Consider the following 13934-nt stretch of genomic DNA (forward strand, 5'->3'; position numbering starts at 1 on the left):
CCATCGAGGGAATTACCTGCCATAGCCCTTCTACTATAGAATATTGCTAGATTCATCTATAAGCGTGGGTGTTAAAAGTACACATGGCAAAACCAAAAAAAAGCGCTAATTCTCTCAACCTTAGAGACCCACAGTACTACAACAGTCGCGAGCTAAGTTGGTTAGAATTTAATAACCGTGTCTTACATGAAGCACTTGACCCGCGTACTCCTTTGTTGGAACGTCTCAAGTTCATGGCGATATTTTGTTCTAACTTGGACGAATTCTTTATGGTGCGGGTTGCTGTATTAATGCAGCAGGTAGAAGCAAAAGTTACCCAGTTAGGACTCGATGGACGAACCCCACAGCAGCAGTTAGATGATATTAGTTTTTCGCTGCGTCCTTTAGTTATTCAGCAGCACCAACATTTTGAAAAAGTTCTGCGACCGCAGTTAGCACAAAACGGTATTTATTTAGTTAATTATATTGAACTTAGCGATAAACAGCGCACTTATCTTGATAATTACTACGAAGAACAGATATTTCCCGTAATTACACCGTTGGCAGTTGACCCTAGCCACCCATTCCCCTACATTTCTAATCTTAGTTTAAATTTGGCTGTTGTCGTCAAAAACCCCGACACCGATGAAGAATTTTTCGCACGTGTAAAAGTTCCCAAGGTATTACCGCGATTTTTAGCTTTGCCTCCTGAATTAGGAATGACTCATAATGGCAAACCTGCACATTGGACGGGTATTCCGTTGGAACAAGCTATTGCTCATAACTTGGAATCTTTGTTTCCAGGTATGACTATTCAGGAATATCATACTTTCCGCATTACCCGTGATGCTGATTTAGAGGTTGAAGAAGATGAAGCTGATGACCTGTTAATTGCTATCGAGCAAGAATTGCGAAAACGTCGTGTTGGTGGAAACCCTGTACGCTTAGAAATTCAGTCTCAAACTCCACAGTCTGTACGTTCTCGACTTTTAGAAGATTTAGAATTGGATGAAATTGATTGTTACGAAGTTGAAGGTTTATTAGGTTTACGGGATTTAATGTATTTTATGTCACTCCCGTTACCCGAACATAAAGACCGTCCTTGGCAAGCAGTAGTCCCTTCAAGATTACAGCGTATTCGCGAACCAAATCCCAATAACCCCCAAGTACACGACGTTGAAGATGGTAAAGATATTTTTACTGTAATTCGCGAACGCGACATATTAGTTCATCATCCTTATCAATCTTTCTCATCATCTGTTGTTAAATTTATTTCTAGTGCAGCGCAAGACCCAGATGTACTCGCGATTAAAATGACGCTTTACCGCACTTCTGGTGATTCTCCTATTGTAAATGCTTTGATTGCTGCTGCCGAAAATGGTAAGCAAGTATCAGTACTCGTTGAACTTAAAGCCCGCTTTGATGAAGAGAATAATATATATTGGGCACGGCGCCTAGAAAGTGTAGGTGTACACGTTGTTTATGGTTTAGTTGGCTTAAAAACACACTGTAAAACTATACTAATTGTGCGACGTGAAAAAGACCGTATTCGTCGTTATGTACATATTGGTACAGGTAACTATAATCATAAAACTGCACGGTTATATACCGATTTAGGATTATTTAGCTGTCGCGATGAATTAGGCGCCGATTTAACCGATTTATATAATTATCTAACTGGTTACTCGCGACAAAAATCTTACAGACAGTTACTTGTTGCTCCCGTCAATATGCGCGACCGTTTTTTAGCTCTTATTCGTCGCGAAATCGAAAATGCTCAGAATGGATTATCGGGACGCATCGTTGCGAAAATGAATTCATTAGTAGACTCAGAAATAATTGCCTCTTTATATGAAGCATCGCGCGCGGGAGTACAAATTGATTTAATAATTCGCGGTGTTTGCTGTTTGCGTCCGCAATTGAAAGATATTAGCGAGAACATTCGCGTTATTAGCATCATTGGCAGTTTTTTGGAACATTCTCGCATTTATTATTTTTATAACAATGGTCAGGAAGAAATATTTATTGGCAGTGCTGATTGGATGCCACGTAATTTAGACCGTCGTGTCGAAGCAATTACTCCAATTCTAGACATAGATATTGCCAAAGATTTGCAAGAAATATTAGGAATAATGCTTGCTGATAACCGTTTAGCTTGGGAATTACAATCTAATGGTACCTATATTCAACGGCGCCCAGGCGATAATTGTCCAGAATCGAACTCACAGAAAGCTTTAATGGCAATGGCATTGGGGTCAAATGGGGTTGCCTCAAATATAGAACCAATAAGTGCTGTACGAAATTAGAAACCCTAGAAACCCGGTTTCTTTATCGATAACTTGTAATCTAAATAACGATTTTGGAAGAGAAACCGGGTTTCTTCGTCGATAACTTGTAATTTAAACAGCGATTTTGGAAGAGAAACCGGGTTTCTTCGTCGATAACTTGTAATCTAAATAACGATTTTGCTTAGAAACCCGGTTTCTTATTTGTCCTTGATGTGAATTTTATATAGTCGAATGAATTATGAAAAAGACTTAAAGTTTGATAATTATTTTCAACGATTTTGAAATGTTTTGAAATAAGTCAAAAAGATTTAACCCCAGTATCAGTGGTAATAGTCCATTTTAGCGATTTATTCACCCATTAGATAGAGTTGATTTGAATGAATGTTCCTTTAAACTGTAAGGGTTATATTATATAATTCGTTCATTAAACTGGATGTTAATGTTGTCCTGTGAGCCTTCTACCCTGCGGGTGTTAGTAGTTGACGACCACGAACTAACTCGTATGACCCTGCAAATGGTACTTTCCTGCCAAAAAAATATGCAAGTAGTTGGTTTAGCAACCAATGGTCAAGAAGCTGTTGATATGGTAAAACGCCACCGACCAGACGTAATTGTCCTAGACTTACAAATGCCAGTTATGGATGGTTGGACGGCATCGGGTAAAATCAAGGAAATTGCTCCTGATACCCAAATCATCGCCTACTCGTCAGTAGAAGATGCTAAAAATGCAGGTGCTAATAACGATATGGGTCGTTGGGATGTTTTTTGTAAAAAGGACGTACCCACTACTGAGTTGATTGCCCTAGTGCGTGAATTGGGAAACGGAAATAACGAATCCGCAGCTTGATAATTGCAATGCCTATGAATGAGTTGAATATCCATATATTTCAATTGTCAAGAGTATTTTATCTACAAGTACTCCTGGCTAAAGCATTAGTACTTATCTAGTATGTGATAAGTACTAATGCTCTTTTAATGTATCAGGGCGCCTATTTCAAATTAGAATCGTCTATAACCTCACCTAGAAAAGCGAAAAAACTATAAACTTCCTGTTTGCGGGAAGGTGCGTCTATATTCATCAATTAAATCATCCATTTCTTCCAAGGCTTGATTGACATCAACTCTCAAAGTACCTAAATTTGGCTGTTCCAGAAGTTGCAGCAGGTATTCTCGTTTGGTTTCAACTTGGGCAATGCGTGCTTTGAGTGTTTGTAAGTCCATATGTTTTAATACCTTTATTAGAGCGTCGCTGTATACTTTTAACTTAACGCAAAAATTCTTAATATTTACAAATACTCAGCACTCAGCACTCAGCACTCAGCACTCATTACTATTTTTGGAATAGGAAATCTTTCATCTTCACCGAGTATGAGATTTGTAATCATTTCTGGTTGAGTGTGTTGAAGTATTTTTAATAAAGCTACACTTTGATCTAAAAATTCATCTACATCAACACCACCAAAAACAGATGGGTAACGTCGCAAGCGGTTAGTGCCTTCTCCAAGTAAAATTGTGGCGCCGCGTAAATTACCGTTACCCAAGTGATACAAAGCAACAGCAACTTGCAGTATACCTTGGTAAAAAGTTTTTTCCGGCTCTAGGGCTTCTATCCATAAAGCTTCTAAGGTATCGTGGCAGGCGTAGAATTGCCCTGTATTGAACTGTTCTACACCTTGCCAATATTGCGAAGGCATTTCTTCCTTCATGCCATGCTTTCTCGCACTTCTTTAATGGTTTCGAGCGAGATGTCTTGTTTATCACCTGCAAATTCGTTGTCTGGGGTAAGAAATAACATGCAGTGACATTCTTTACGTTCGCGCATTGGTACACAGGGGCAGTTCCAAAAAGTAGCAGCCACTTCAGCTTCTTTATCTTCGTAGTGCCGACAAGGGCATAAAGGCGCCCCTAGTTCATCTTTATGTTTAGCGAGGCCTTCGATTACAACAGCAGTAACCGAAGGTTCGGAACAGAAATAAGTACCAGTGCGCTTTGCATACTGCTCCGAAAAATGGCGCATTGCTTCAAGATTCTTATCGCTGGACTTTGAATTAACTTCTGATGCGTCTGATGCAATCATAGGACTTGTGTTAGAAGAGTTGAGTTTGAATACATATGCAGCATTGTACCGCACCCGACAACTCAAAACTTGGGTGATACTCCCCTTTCTTTACACGAGTCGAACGCGCGACCCGCCTTGAATGTATCACCAATTAACTAATTTTAGACAGGCACAGTAACCTCTTTATACCAGCATTGAAATATTGAATGCATACAATTAGAGATACTTAAACCATCCGTTACATCCGTTCATAATCCGTTGCCAAGACGCTTTTGTAATTGAACTTGCAGTTGTTCATCATGACTCAAAATAATACCTGGCGCCTCTCGATTTATTATCTCTTGTGTCTCAGGCGATTTTGGTTGCCATAGTAGCCAACGACTACCATTATTTATTGAAGAGAGTGTAACTGGGTTTTGCGACAGCCAAATTATTGGTAATTTAGGTAGCTCCGCGATTACTTCGTCTTGTAACGGCGTAGTTGCTGCTAAAGTTTCAAGTACAGAACGTTCCCCTTTAACTAAACCTGTGTCTTTTGTCCACAGTTGTACGTTCATTTGTTGATGCATAGCATAAAAGTACAGCGATGCAGCGGCAATAACAGCTTGTTCAAAGTTCTCTTCATCCCACTTTCCCCCACTATCTAGGGCAATAATAATATCTTGCCCACCAGTAATTGTCTCAAACTCACGTACTCTTAATTCGCCATAACGGGCACTAGTACGCCAATGTACTAATCGAATTGGGTCGCCAACGTGGTAAGGACGTAAAGAACGCATGAGTCCTTCTGTTGCTTGCATTAACGGGTTTCCTTGCGGGTTGCCTCTACAACTATAATCCAAACCAATCTCATCAATTAAGGGGCAAGTTGTTAGCGGTAAAACCTGCGGATAAACAATAGAGTAGGCTGGACAATTATGTTCGCGTCTGCTCCAAAATAACCCAAACGGCGCCCCACTTCTAAACTCAACTGTATGCCAACGATATAAACCTCGACGTTCGGCATTTACACGGTAAGAAAACGAGTAATTACTTTTGGCGCCGATTATATTGATTGCATGTTGGTTGCTCAAAACTGATAGAGTATTGAGTGTATAAGGTAATATATCTTTTACGCTCAACAAACTTACGTCTTGTTTTGATTGGTTAGTTATTTCAAACTCCACTACCAAATCATCACCCGCCGTTACAGGTTCTATTGGACGGCGCCTGATAGATAGTCGCTTCAATGAACTGCTCGGTAAAATTGCAGCAATAACCAACAGCGCACAACTTACACCGCTAATAACATACAACCAGCCTGCCATCGTGTTAATCGCGGCGCCGAAAAAACAAATCGTAATTCCACTCAATACCCAACCACTATAAGCAGGGGCACAAGCGCGAGTTTCAAAATAATTAATAATACGCTTCATAAATATAGGTTTTCTAATGTCAAAAAAATCACATTTACTTGCTCTGCTATCAGTTAGCAGCATAGTATCCACTCAAGATTAACCTATCAACATAGCTAGTTCACACTAACCACGCTATTTAATGAAATCACTGTAAAGATGGGTTGAGAGCCGTAGAAATTAACTAAGATAGATGTACATTAGCAATAGCAATCTAAGTAAGTTTACGGTCGTGCAAAAGACAGTAAATATTCATGTATCAGTAATGATACTGAATAAAATATAACTTTTTAGATTGAAAAAATAATTACAACCTGCAATCGGCGAAAGGACGCAGTCATGGACGAATCTACAACGTCCCCGTTACAAAATCCCAAACTAGAGCATCTACCCGCAAAAGCCATGACGGGTCAAAACCCTATGGATAACTCACGAGTATCCTCGGTAATGCGTTGCTCACCTCCACCACCACCTGTACTGCAAGTAGTCGGTCAACCGCCTCTTATAAGCGTTACCGTTCAACAAATGGTGCGCGATGCTTATGCCCAACAAGCTTCAGATATACATGTTCGTGTTGGAGAAGTACCAAGATTTCGGATTCGGGGCCACATGGTGGTTTACAGCAAAGGCGAAATAGTCTCACCACAAACTTTTGAAAGTTATTTAACCGAAGTTCTTACCCCATCGCAACGACAACGGTTTACCGAAACCAAAGAACTCGATACAGGAATTTTCTATCCTGGCTTTTTACGTTGTAGAGTCAATTGTTTTGAAACCCTGACAGGCGGAGCAATGGTGCTGCGGTTAATAACCTTAGAAGTACCATCAATTGACAGCTTGCGCTTACCAGCTGTTCTCAAAGACATTGTTTCCAAAAAACAGGGTTTAATTTTAGTTACAGGTCCAACGGGTTCGGGTAAATCGACCACAATTGCGTCAATGATTCGCTTTCTCAACGAAACAGCGCAAAAACATATTGTTACGATTGAAGACCCAATTGAATATGTCCACACTTCGCAAAAATGTTTAATAAGTCAGCGTGAAGTAGGATTACACACCTACGAATTTCATGATGCACTACGGTCAGTATTGCGTGAAGACCCAGATGTAATTTTAATTGGGGAAATGCGCGACCGTATAACTGTAGATACAGCCTTAAAAGCAGCGCAAACAGGGCATTTAGTTTTAGGCACATTGCATACCAAAAACGCAATGGCTGTTATTAACAGACTACTAAATATCTATAACCCTGATGAACAAGCTGCGATGCGAGTCCAAATCGTAGATTCACTAGTTGCCGTTATTGCCCAGCAATTAATTCCTACAACCGATGCTCGAAGAGTTGCCGCAATGGAAATATTGCTCAACACTCCTACAATGCAAGACTTCTTGCTTAAAGGTGAGGACATTCAAGCTTACCAACTTATGGAGGATAGCACTTCGGATGGAATGCAGGTTATGAACCATGCACTATGCGAATTAATGCTAACCGGGCAAATTCGCGTCGAAGATGCAGTTAATGCTTCCCCTGATGTTGGTGACTTAAGGCGCCGTGCCCGAAACGATGGGTATAATCCATCACAATCTACACGACGCGAAAAGCAAGAAGCCTACAACTTCACCCCTCGCTAAAATCATTATCTTACATAGCTCTTTAGCTCTTGTGGAGCGGGCATCCCTGCCCGCCTCTACCCTATATTTCACAACCTAAAAATATATTTTTAAATTGTATGACGGGCAAGGATGCCCATCCCACAAGATTGGTACTACTGGTTAATCTAAACCAGTAGTACTGTTAAAAAACTATAAAAAATCTAAAACTTCTAAGCAGATTTTGGTTCTTGACAGTAATTTCTAATACCTATCTTAAGTATGTATAAAGTTACTGGAACAGCAAGAGAAACAGGTGGAGGTAAAAACCCTGCTACTAAATTTAACAACCCTAAAAAATCTTCTGCTGGTTGACTACATACAGTTTCACGGCATTTTCGTGCTAACTCATCTAAATCAACTTCTCGAAATTGGGCGCCATCTTGTTTTGATAACTGTGTAAATGCAACTTCGAGATCACCATTATATTTCTCAATAGTGTCAAGTGCAGTTTTGGCGCCTGCATCAGGATAATTGGATAACTGCGTGCGATAGTGCTGAAGTTCTTCTTTTGAAATAGATGCCATGTTTTTGCAACGAGAAATATTATTTTTTCAGAACGACGTTGAATGAATTTAAATAACCTGCAATACTTTTGGTTAAAAACTTTTGCTGTCTTTTAGTCGTGATGACCATTACTTGATACAGGCGCCCTTCAGCAAAGTATAAACGGTTTCTAGTAATTTTACCCCCAGCGTTGATGTATTCAATTTCTCGTCCTGGATGTCCGTTAGAGCTACGAATGCTTTTTTCGGTTAAAAGATTACTTTTGGTTGTTTTTAATGCCATTTCTTGAGCATTTTTTAGTACTTCTTCGGGGTCTGCCATTTGCCCGTAGCTGTCGGGGAAGTCGTTAAATGCAACTACATAAGCAACTTCTTGTCTGGGAGGTTGGGCAATAAACACCTGTAGGTTTATTTCTCCCATAAAAGTTCTTTGTGTCTGGGATGTTACCTTTGGTTGACCCGGCATTAAAACGCTGAAACGTCCATCAGAGGGAGTAAATACTTTCCATCGGAATTTTTCTACCTCTGATGCGTCTGGTTTTGGTGCTGATGGTTTACGTGAGGAACGTGCTTCTACAGTTGTAGTGAGCGCAAAAATTAAAGCTGCGGTCAAAAAAGGTAGAAAACCCTGAATTTTATTTCTGAATTTTAGTCGAGTCAAAGGTGTTAATGTCATAGATTTGGCTATTGTGATGTTAATATCACGTACATGCCAATCTGTTATAACTCACCTATAACCTAGCTGCACGAATAGCGGCGCCAATTAGTCCAACTTGTTGATTAAGAATAATTTTTACTGGTATGTCTTCTAAGATGCTTCGCATTCTTCCCTTTTGGCTGAAGTGCAGTAGAAAATCACCACCTTCAATAAGTGGCAGAATCTTAGGAGCAATACCACCAGCAATATATAATCCCCCGTATGGTAAAAGCTTTAACGCAAGGTTTCCAGCTTCGGCGCCGTAAGCTTCGACAAATAACTGCATTGCTTGTTCAGACAAATTATCAGTTTTATTGAGTGCAGCATTACCAATAGCGGCGCCTGGGTCAACACTTTTCTCTTGTTGTCCTGCTTGTTGTTCCCATGTGCGAACTACTTGTGCAATGTCGGGAGACTCAGTAGCTATTTTACGGTCTCTCAAAAATTGATAAATCGAGACAAGTCCCAAACCAGAGACAACCCGTTCGACAGAAACCCGTTGAATATCATGTTTATCGAGTAAATATTTTAATAATTGAAACTCTAATTCTGTGCGTGGTGCAAAGTCCGCGTGTCCTCCTTCAGAAGGATAAACATAGTACTCTTGTCCTTTCTTGATTAAAAAACCTTGCCCTAAACCTGTGCCGGCACCAATAATGGCAATTGGAGCATCATCACAAGGTTTGCCATCTTGTAACGTAAACAAATCTTGACTTTCTAGCCCTAAAATTCCATAACCAACAGCAGCAAAATCGTTAATTAGAGCTACATGAGGTATATTTAATTCCTCTTGAAGACGTTCACAATCAAGATACCAAGCCAAATTGGTTAATTTAGCAGTATCACCAACAACAGGCCCAGCTATACCAAAACACGCTTTTTGTGGATGGTCAGAATTAGCTTCAGTAAGAAACTGCTTGACCATAGGTACCAAATCGACAAAATCACCGCTGCGGTAAGCATTCTCATGTACCGTTTGTAATGATGACTTCTCGGTTGCATCAACCAATCGTAAAATCGTCTTAGTTCCGCCAATATCGCCGGCTAGTAATAAAGTCATAATATTTGTACAGCTAGTAGTCAAGAGTTAATGGTTAATTGCAATTAACCATTATTCCATCACTCTTTTAATTAAATCGAACCATTTCTTCCACCTCAGTCAAGTGCGATGTATCTCCTTTTAGCTCAATCCACCATTCAGGGTACTGACGAACAAGCTTAAACAAACTACACAACCTCACTTTTTCAGCTTGGTAAATAGATTCTCCTGCAATTCCCATTACAGCACCGTTGACTGATGCACCGTGTGCCACTAATAGTATATTTTCTGGAGAGTGTTCAGTAGCCAAACATCTGGCTGCTTGTCCAGCACGTGCGCGAACTTGCGCTCGTGTTTCTGGATACCTAGCAGCAATGATAGGTGTGTAGCTAGCGTCTATACGGGGATAAAATTTGACCAATTCGCGAACTGGGTGAAGTTGTGGTTCTTCATCCATCCAATCAGGATTTAGCCATTCACTCAAGCCTGTTTCTAACTTAATTGGTAAATTTAGGACATCAGCGATAGCATGTGCAGTTTGAACGGTTCGTAAAAACGGTGATACAAATATATGATGAATTTTTTCGCCTTTAAGACGATTTGCTAATTGTTGTGCTTGAATAAACCCATCTTCACTAAGTGGTGGATCATAACGACGTTCAGCAGTGAGAAACCAGTCGGGGTTTACAAAGTCGAGACGGTTAGCGTGTCTGGCAATCCAAATTATCTGAGACATTCACTCTATTTCCAGCGAGTGCGAGGATAAACGCAGGGTGGGAAATATATATAATGACATGTTTCGTTATGTTAAGCATTGAAAGCCTTAGACAAATTTTGTGGTTTTACCCTACGGCACCGTTTGTATTTTTTGTACGGTTAACCGAATAAACCGTACAGAAATTTGATTGTAGATTGGGTGGAGGAACGGAACCCAACATAGTAGTTCATGTCATAAGTTTTGTCTGGTTGTAGAATCAAATCCCCCCCAACCCCCCCTTAGTAAGGCTACGGTATACACACAAGTCGCGAAAACCCTATCCCGTCTGGGATTTTTAATCCCAGTCTCATAGCACAAGTCCATTGAAATGGACTGGTTTCAACAATATTAGTCATCTAAATGATGACGAAGAGCGAGAAGACGACGGTTTACTTTAATTGGCGTTTATTTGAGCATTTAAGGGGTGCTTAAAACCCGAAACCTATGCGGGGAATACTTGTGTGTACACGGTAGCCGAATTCGCGGGGGGTAGGGGGGATTATAATCTGCGACAACTCCCCAAAATTAACTACATAAACCAATAGATTGTAGTAAAGTGGATTAGGCACCAACTACGAATTAGTAAGGCTTTTAGGCTGCAATTTTCATGTGGATTGATAAAGTCGAGGTGTGGCTCCTATGGTAAAGCTTTTAACACTAGAATAAGCACAGGGGGGGTGCAGTGTATGAACAAACGATTACTACTGTTGAGCAATTCTACCAACTACGGAGAAGAGTATTTATCTTACCCACGGCAGGAAATAAAAGCTTTTTTAGGCGCCTCTATCAAAAAAGTATTATTTATACCGTTTGCAAATGTGATTAGCTACGACGGTATTACCGAAAAAGTGGGTAAAGTATTCCAAGAATTGGGTTATGGCATTGATTCTGTGCATTCTACTTTGAACCCGCGCGCTTTGGTAGAAAATGCTGAAGCTATTGTAGTTTCTGGTGGCAACACTTTTCATTTGGTTCATCGCTTACATGAAGCTGGAATAATTGACATTATTAGAGAGAAAGTTAATAACGGCACACCTTATATAGGGTGGAGTGCAGGTTCAAACGTTGCTTGTCCGACTATTAAGACGACCAACGATATGCCAATTATTGAACCAATGAGTTTTGAAGGGTTGAATTTAGTACCTTTCCAGATCAATCCTCATTATACAGATGGAGTTGTCCCTGACCATAATGGGGAAACAAGAGAAAGCAGGATTGAAGAATTTTTAGCTGTTAATCCAAATATCACTGTTGTTGGTTTACCAGAGGGGACAATATTAAAGATTGAGAATTCCTCAGTTAAGTTAATAGGTGATAAAAACATAGTTGTGTTTAAGTCAGGTGAAGCAAGGAAAGAATATGGTAAAGGCGCCGATTTAAATATCCTTCTTTAGTAAGATGATTTTTTAACTTTGAGTCAGGGGAATTTCAATCCAAAATTCTGTTTTCCCAGGCGCCGAGGTAAAATTAAAAACGCCTCCGTGTTTATTAACTACTATTTGATAGCTAATTGATAATCCTAAACCAGTACCTTTACCTACAGGTTTTGTAGTGAAAAATGGGTCAAAAATTTGTTTTTGCACCGATTCTGGTATCCCATATCCGTTATCAGCAATTGTAATAATGACTCGATGAAGTTCTTGTAGCTTCGTCCGAATTTCAATAGTTGGTGTTGGGATATTAATTTCTGTTTCTAGAACATCTATTGCATTGCATAACACATTCATAAATACTTGGTTGAGTTGTCCGGCATAACATTGTACATCTGGCAAATCAGCATAATTTTTGATAACTTTAATTTCAATACCTGCCTTATTTTTAAGCCGACTTTGTAAAATTAGAAGCGTCGAATCAATCCCGTCATGGATGTTTACTGCTTTCATCGATGCTTCGTCTAATCTGGAAAATGTGCGAAGTGAAAGAACTATTTCTCGAATGCGTGTTGCTCCAATTTTCATTGAGGAGAGTAATTTAGGCAAATCAATAATAAGATATTTATAATCAATATCCTCCATTTTATTAAGCAAAGCGGAAGACGGGTTAGGATATTCTCGCTGATAGCATTTGAGTAAATCCATTAGTTCATCAATATATTGGCTTGCGTGCGTGAGGTTGCCAAAGATAAAATTTACAGGGTTATTAATTTCATGGGCAACTCCTGCTACTAATTGTCCCAAAGCAGACATTTTTTCAGTCTGAATTAATTGTGCTTGGGTTTGTTGAAGTTCGTATAGAGTTGCCTCTAACTCAGATGCTTTGTGTTTTAATAACGCTTCAGAAGCTTGAAGGGCATCAGATGCAGCTTTGCGCTCAGTAATGTCATCTATAACAACAAGAATTCCAATTACGTTTCCATCTTTATCATGCAAGGGCAGTTTACTAGTGTCTAACCAAGCTTGTTTTCCAGAAGCCTGCTGTTGTGGTTCTATAATATGCATTTCTGCTTGATTTGATTCCATAACACGAGCATCGCAAGCTCTAAAAAAATCTGCCTCTTCTTTCTTCCACGCTAACTCATAGTCATTTTTTCCGACAATTTGCTCAGGCGCCTCTAGTCCTGCAATTAAAGCTGATTTCTGATTACAACCTAAATAAATAGAATTGCGGTCTTTCCATGCGACAAGTTGCGGCATAACATTAATTATTAGCTGCAAAAACTCTTTTGATTGTCGCAACTCTTCTTCTTTTGCTTTCAGTTCACTAATATCACGGAAAAACCAAATCCTACCATGATAAGTACCTTCAGATGAGTAAATAGCTGCGGTGTATCTATCTAAAGTTCGTCCATCTTTGAGTAAAATTTCATCTCGGCTAACAATTTCTGGATGCTGGTAAAGATAATTTACTTTAGCTAAAAATTCTTTTTCATTAACAGGCTTTGTGCCAACTAATTCCAAAATTTTACGGTCGTCAGCCTGTTGTACTAATGATTCTGGAATTTGCCAGATTTGATAGAAATTTTGATTATAGTACAGGACTTGGTTATTTTCGTCTACAACTAAGATACCATCTACACCTGTTTCTTGTTGAGCTTTGAGAAACGCATTGCTGCGGTTGAGTGCGGATATTATTTGTTGTCGCTCAGTGGCTTTTGCTGCTAATTCTTCATTTGCTCTTGATAATTCTAATGTTCGCTCTAGTACTAAAGACTCTAACTTTGCGTTAAGACTTTTTAGTTCAGCATTTGCAATTTCTAACTGCTCTTGCGTTTGGGTTAATAAAAGTGGACCATCGACTAAAAAAGAGTAATAGCGTCGAAGGGCAACATATGTAATAGCGACGGTTGCGGTAATTATATCTACTCCTATTTGAAATTTGAGTAAGAGTAAATGATGCTGACTAGCAAATAGCATCATTAAAACATGGGCGCCGTGTCCTAAAGCACAACTAAAAAACACGCAGATAGTAGCTAGCACAAGTGGAGTCTTCTGCTGCCCTCGTATAAATGGCAGCAAAATTAAAAAACCAATAATAAAGTAGCAAACCGAAATAACGCTATTTGCAGCAGTTAGGAGTCCATCCAGCATTCGCAGCACCTTTTTACTTACCTAGCTTAGGGTACCCG

At 39.6% G+C, this 13934-nt stretch carries 13 protein-coding genes; 4 read left to right on the forward strand and 9 right to left on the reverse strand.

What is annotated here, in order from left to right; translation table 11 throughout:
• The first annotated feature begins 83 nt into the window (after positions 1-83).
• Complete coding sequence (ppk1, locus tag DSM106972_RS17000) at positions 84-2285, forward strand: polyphosphate kinase 1 (protein WP_127081796.1); 2202 nt, start codon at positions 84-86, stop codon at positions 2283-2285.
• A 415-nt stretch (positions 2286-2700) separates the two neighbouring features.
• Positions 2701-3114 carry a response regulator gene (locus tag DSM106972_RS17005; protein WP_127081797.1) on the forward strand — a complete coding sequence of 138 codons (414 nt, stop codon included), beginning with the start codon at positions 2701-2703 and terminating at the stop codon, positions 3112-3114.
• Between the two features lie 191 nt (positions 3115-3305).
• On the opposite strand, the gene DSM106972_RS17010 is transcribed toward DSM106972_RS17005, so the two are convergent.
• The 4 genes from DSM106972_RS17010 to DSM106972_RS17025 form a co-directional block, all read right to left on the reverse strand.
• A complete protein-coding gene (locus tag DSM106972_RS17010) occupies positions 3306-3488 on the reverse strand; it encodes a hypothetical protein (protein WP_127081798.1) in 183 nt (60 codons plus the stop codon).
• Positions 3489-3577: 89 nt separating this feature from the next.
• Positions 3578-3973 carry a DUF309 domain-containing protein gene (locus tag DSM106972_RS17015; protein ID WP_127081799.1) on the reverse strand — a complete coding sequence of 132 codons (396 nt, stop codon included), beginning with the start codon at positions 3971-3973 and terminating at the stop codon, positions 3578-3580.
• Complete coding sequence (locus DSM106972_RS17020; protein WP_127081800.1) at positions 3970-4344, reverse strand: ferredoxin thioredoxin reductase catalytic beta subunit; 375 nt, start codon at positions 4342-4344, stop codon at positions 3970-3972. The genes DSM106972_RS17015 and DSM106972_RS17020 overlap by 4 nt, the downstream gene beginning before the upstream one ends.
• A 230-nt stretch (positions 4345-4574) precedes the next feature.
• Positions 4575-5741, reverse strand: a complete 1167-nt coding sequence (locus DSM106972_RS17025) for a DUF58 domain-containing protein (RefSeq protein ID WP_127081801.1) — start codon at positions 5739-5741, stop codon at positions 4575-4577.
• A 381-nt stretch (positions 5742-6122) separates the two neighbouring features.
• On the opposite strand from DSM106972_RS17025, the gene DSM106972_RS17030 reads away from it, so the two are divergent.
• Positions 6123-7352, forward strand: coding sequence for a type IV pilus twitching motility protein PilT (locus DSM106972_RS17030; RefSeq protein WP_127081924.1), 1230 nt, complete (start codon positions 6123-6125; stop codon positions 7350-7352).
• A gap of 191 nt (positions 7353-7543) precedes the next feature.
• Here the strand turns inward: DSM106972_RS17030 and DSM106972_RS17035 are convergent, their stop codons facing one another.
• From DSM106972_RS17035 to DSM106972_RS17050, 4 genes are all read right to left on the reverse strand, one after another.
• Positions 7544-7897, reverse strand: coding sequence for a hypothetical protein (locus DSM106972_RS17035; RefSeq protein WP_127081802.1), 354 nt, complete (start codon positions 7895-7897; stop codon positions 7544-7546).
• Positions 7898-7916: 19 nt separating this feature from the next.
• On the reverse strand, positions 7917-8552 hold the full coding sequence (locus tag DSM106972_RS17040) for a hypothetical protein (RefSeq protein ID WP_186538408.1): 636 nt from the start codon (positions 8550-8552) through the stop codon (positions 7917-7919).
• A 55-nt stretch (positions 8553-8607) separates the two neighbouring features.
• Positions 8608-9633 carry a glucokinase gene (locus DSM106972_RS17045; RefSeq protein ID WP_127081803.1) on the reverse strand — a complete coding sequence of 342 codons (1026 nt, stop codon included), beginning with the start codon at positions 9631-9633 and terminating at the stop codon, positions 8608-8610.
• A gap of 67 nt (positions 9634-9700) precedes the next feature.
• On the reverse strand, positions 9701-10348 hold the full coding sequence (locus tag DSM106972_RS17050) for a histidine phosphatase family protein (RefSeq protein ID WP_127081804.1): 648 nt from the start codon (positions 10346-10348) through the stop codon (positions 9701-9703).
• A gap of 707 nt (positions 10349-11055) precedes the next feature.
• Between DSM106972_RS17050 and pepE the strand changes: the two genes are divergently transcribed.
• On the forward strand, positions 11056-11763 hold the full coding sequence (pepE, locus tag DSM106972_RS17055; protein WP_127081805.1) for a dipeptidase PepE: 708 nt from the start codon (positions 11056-11058) through the stop codon (positions 11761-11763).
• A gap of 12 nt (positions 11764-11775) precedes the next feature.
• Here the strand turns inward: pepE and DSM106972_RS17060 are convergent, their stop codons facing one another.
• Positions 11776-13896: an ATP-binding protein gene (locus DSM106972_RS17060; RefSeq protein WP_127081806.1), complete on the reverse strand. Its 2121-nt coding sequence runs from the start codon at positions 13894-13896 to the stop codon at positions 11776-11778.
• Positions 13897-13934: the final 38 nt, after the last annotated feature.

Origin of the sequence: Dulcicalothrix desertica PCC 7102 (genome assembly GCF_003991905.1) — a bacterium.
Taxonomy (GTDB): Bacteria; Cyanobacteriota; Cyanobacteriia; order Cyanobacteriales; family Nostocaceae; genus Dulcicalothrix; species Dulcicalothrix desertica.

Excerpts from the sequence above, each read along its gene's own strand:
- ppk1 (WP_127081796.1), top strand. The coding sequence starts at position 84 with ATGGCAAAACCAAAAAAAAGCGCTAATTCTCTCAACCTTAGAGACCCA.
- DSM106972_RS17005 (WP_127081797.1), top strand. The coding sequence starts at position 2,701 with ATGTTAATGTTGTCCTGTGAGCCTTCTACCCTGCGGGTGTTAGTAGTT.
- DSM106972_RS17010 (WP_127081798.1), bottom strand. The coding sequence starts at position 3,488 with ATGGACTTACAAACACTCAAAGCACGCATTGCCCAAGTTGAAACCAAA.
- DSM106972_RS17015 (WP_127081799.1), bottom strand. The coding sequence starts at position 3,973 with ATGAAGGAAGAAATGCCTTCGCAATATTGGCAAGGTGTAGAACAGTTC.
- DSM106972_RS17020 (WP_127081800.1), bottom strand. The coding sequence starts at position 4,344 with ATGATTGCATCAGACGCATCAGAAGTTAATTCAAAGTCCAGCGATAAG.
- DSM106972_RS17025 (WP_127081801.1), bottom strand. The coding sequence starts at position 5,741 with ATGAAGCGTATTATTAATTATTTTGAAACTCGCGCTTGTGCCCCTGCT.
- DSM106972_RS17030 (WP_127081924.1), top strand. The coding sequence starts at position 6,123 with ATGACGGGTCAAAACCCTATGGATAACTCACGAGTATCCTCGGTAATG.
- DSM106972_RS17035 (WP_127081802.1), bottom strand. The coding sequence starts at position 7,897 with ATGGCATCTATTTCAAAAGAAGAACTTCAGCACTATCGCACGCAGTTA.
- DSM106972_RS17040 (WP_186538408.1), bottom strand. The coding sequence starts at position 8,552 with ATGACATTAACACCTTTGACTCGACTAAAATTCAGAAATAAAATTCAG.
- DSM106972_RS17045 (WP_127081803.1), bottom strand. The coding sequence starts at position 9,633 with ATGACTTTATTACTAGCCGGCGATATTGGCGGAACTAAGACGATTTTA.
- DSM106972_RS17050 (WP_127081804.1), bottom strand. The coding sequence starts at position 10,348 with ATGTCTCAGATAATTTGGATTGCCAGACACGCTAACCGTCTCGACTTT.
- pepE (WP_127081805.1), top strand. The coding sequence starts at position 11,056 with ATGAACAAACGATTACTACTGTTGAGCAATTCTACCAACTACGGAGAA.
- DSM106972_RS17060 (WP_127081806.1), bottom strand. The coding sequence starts at position 13,896 with ATGCTGGATGGACTCCTAACTGCTGCAAATAGCGTTATTTCGGTTTGC.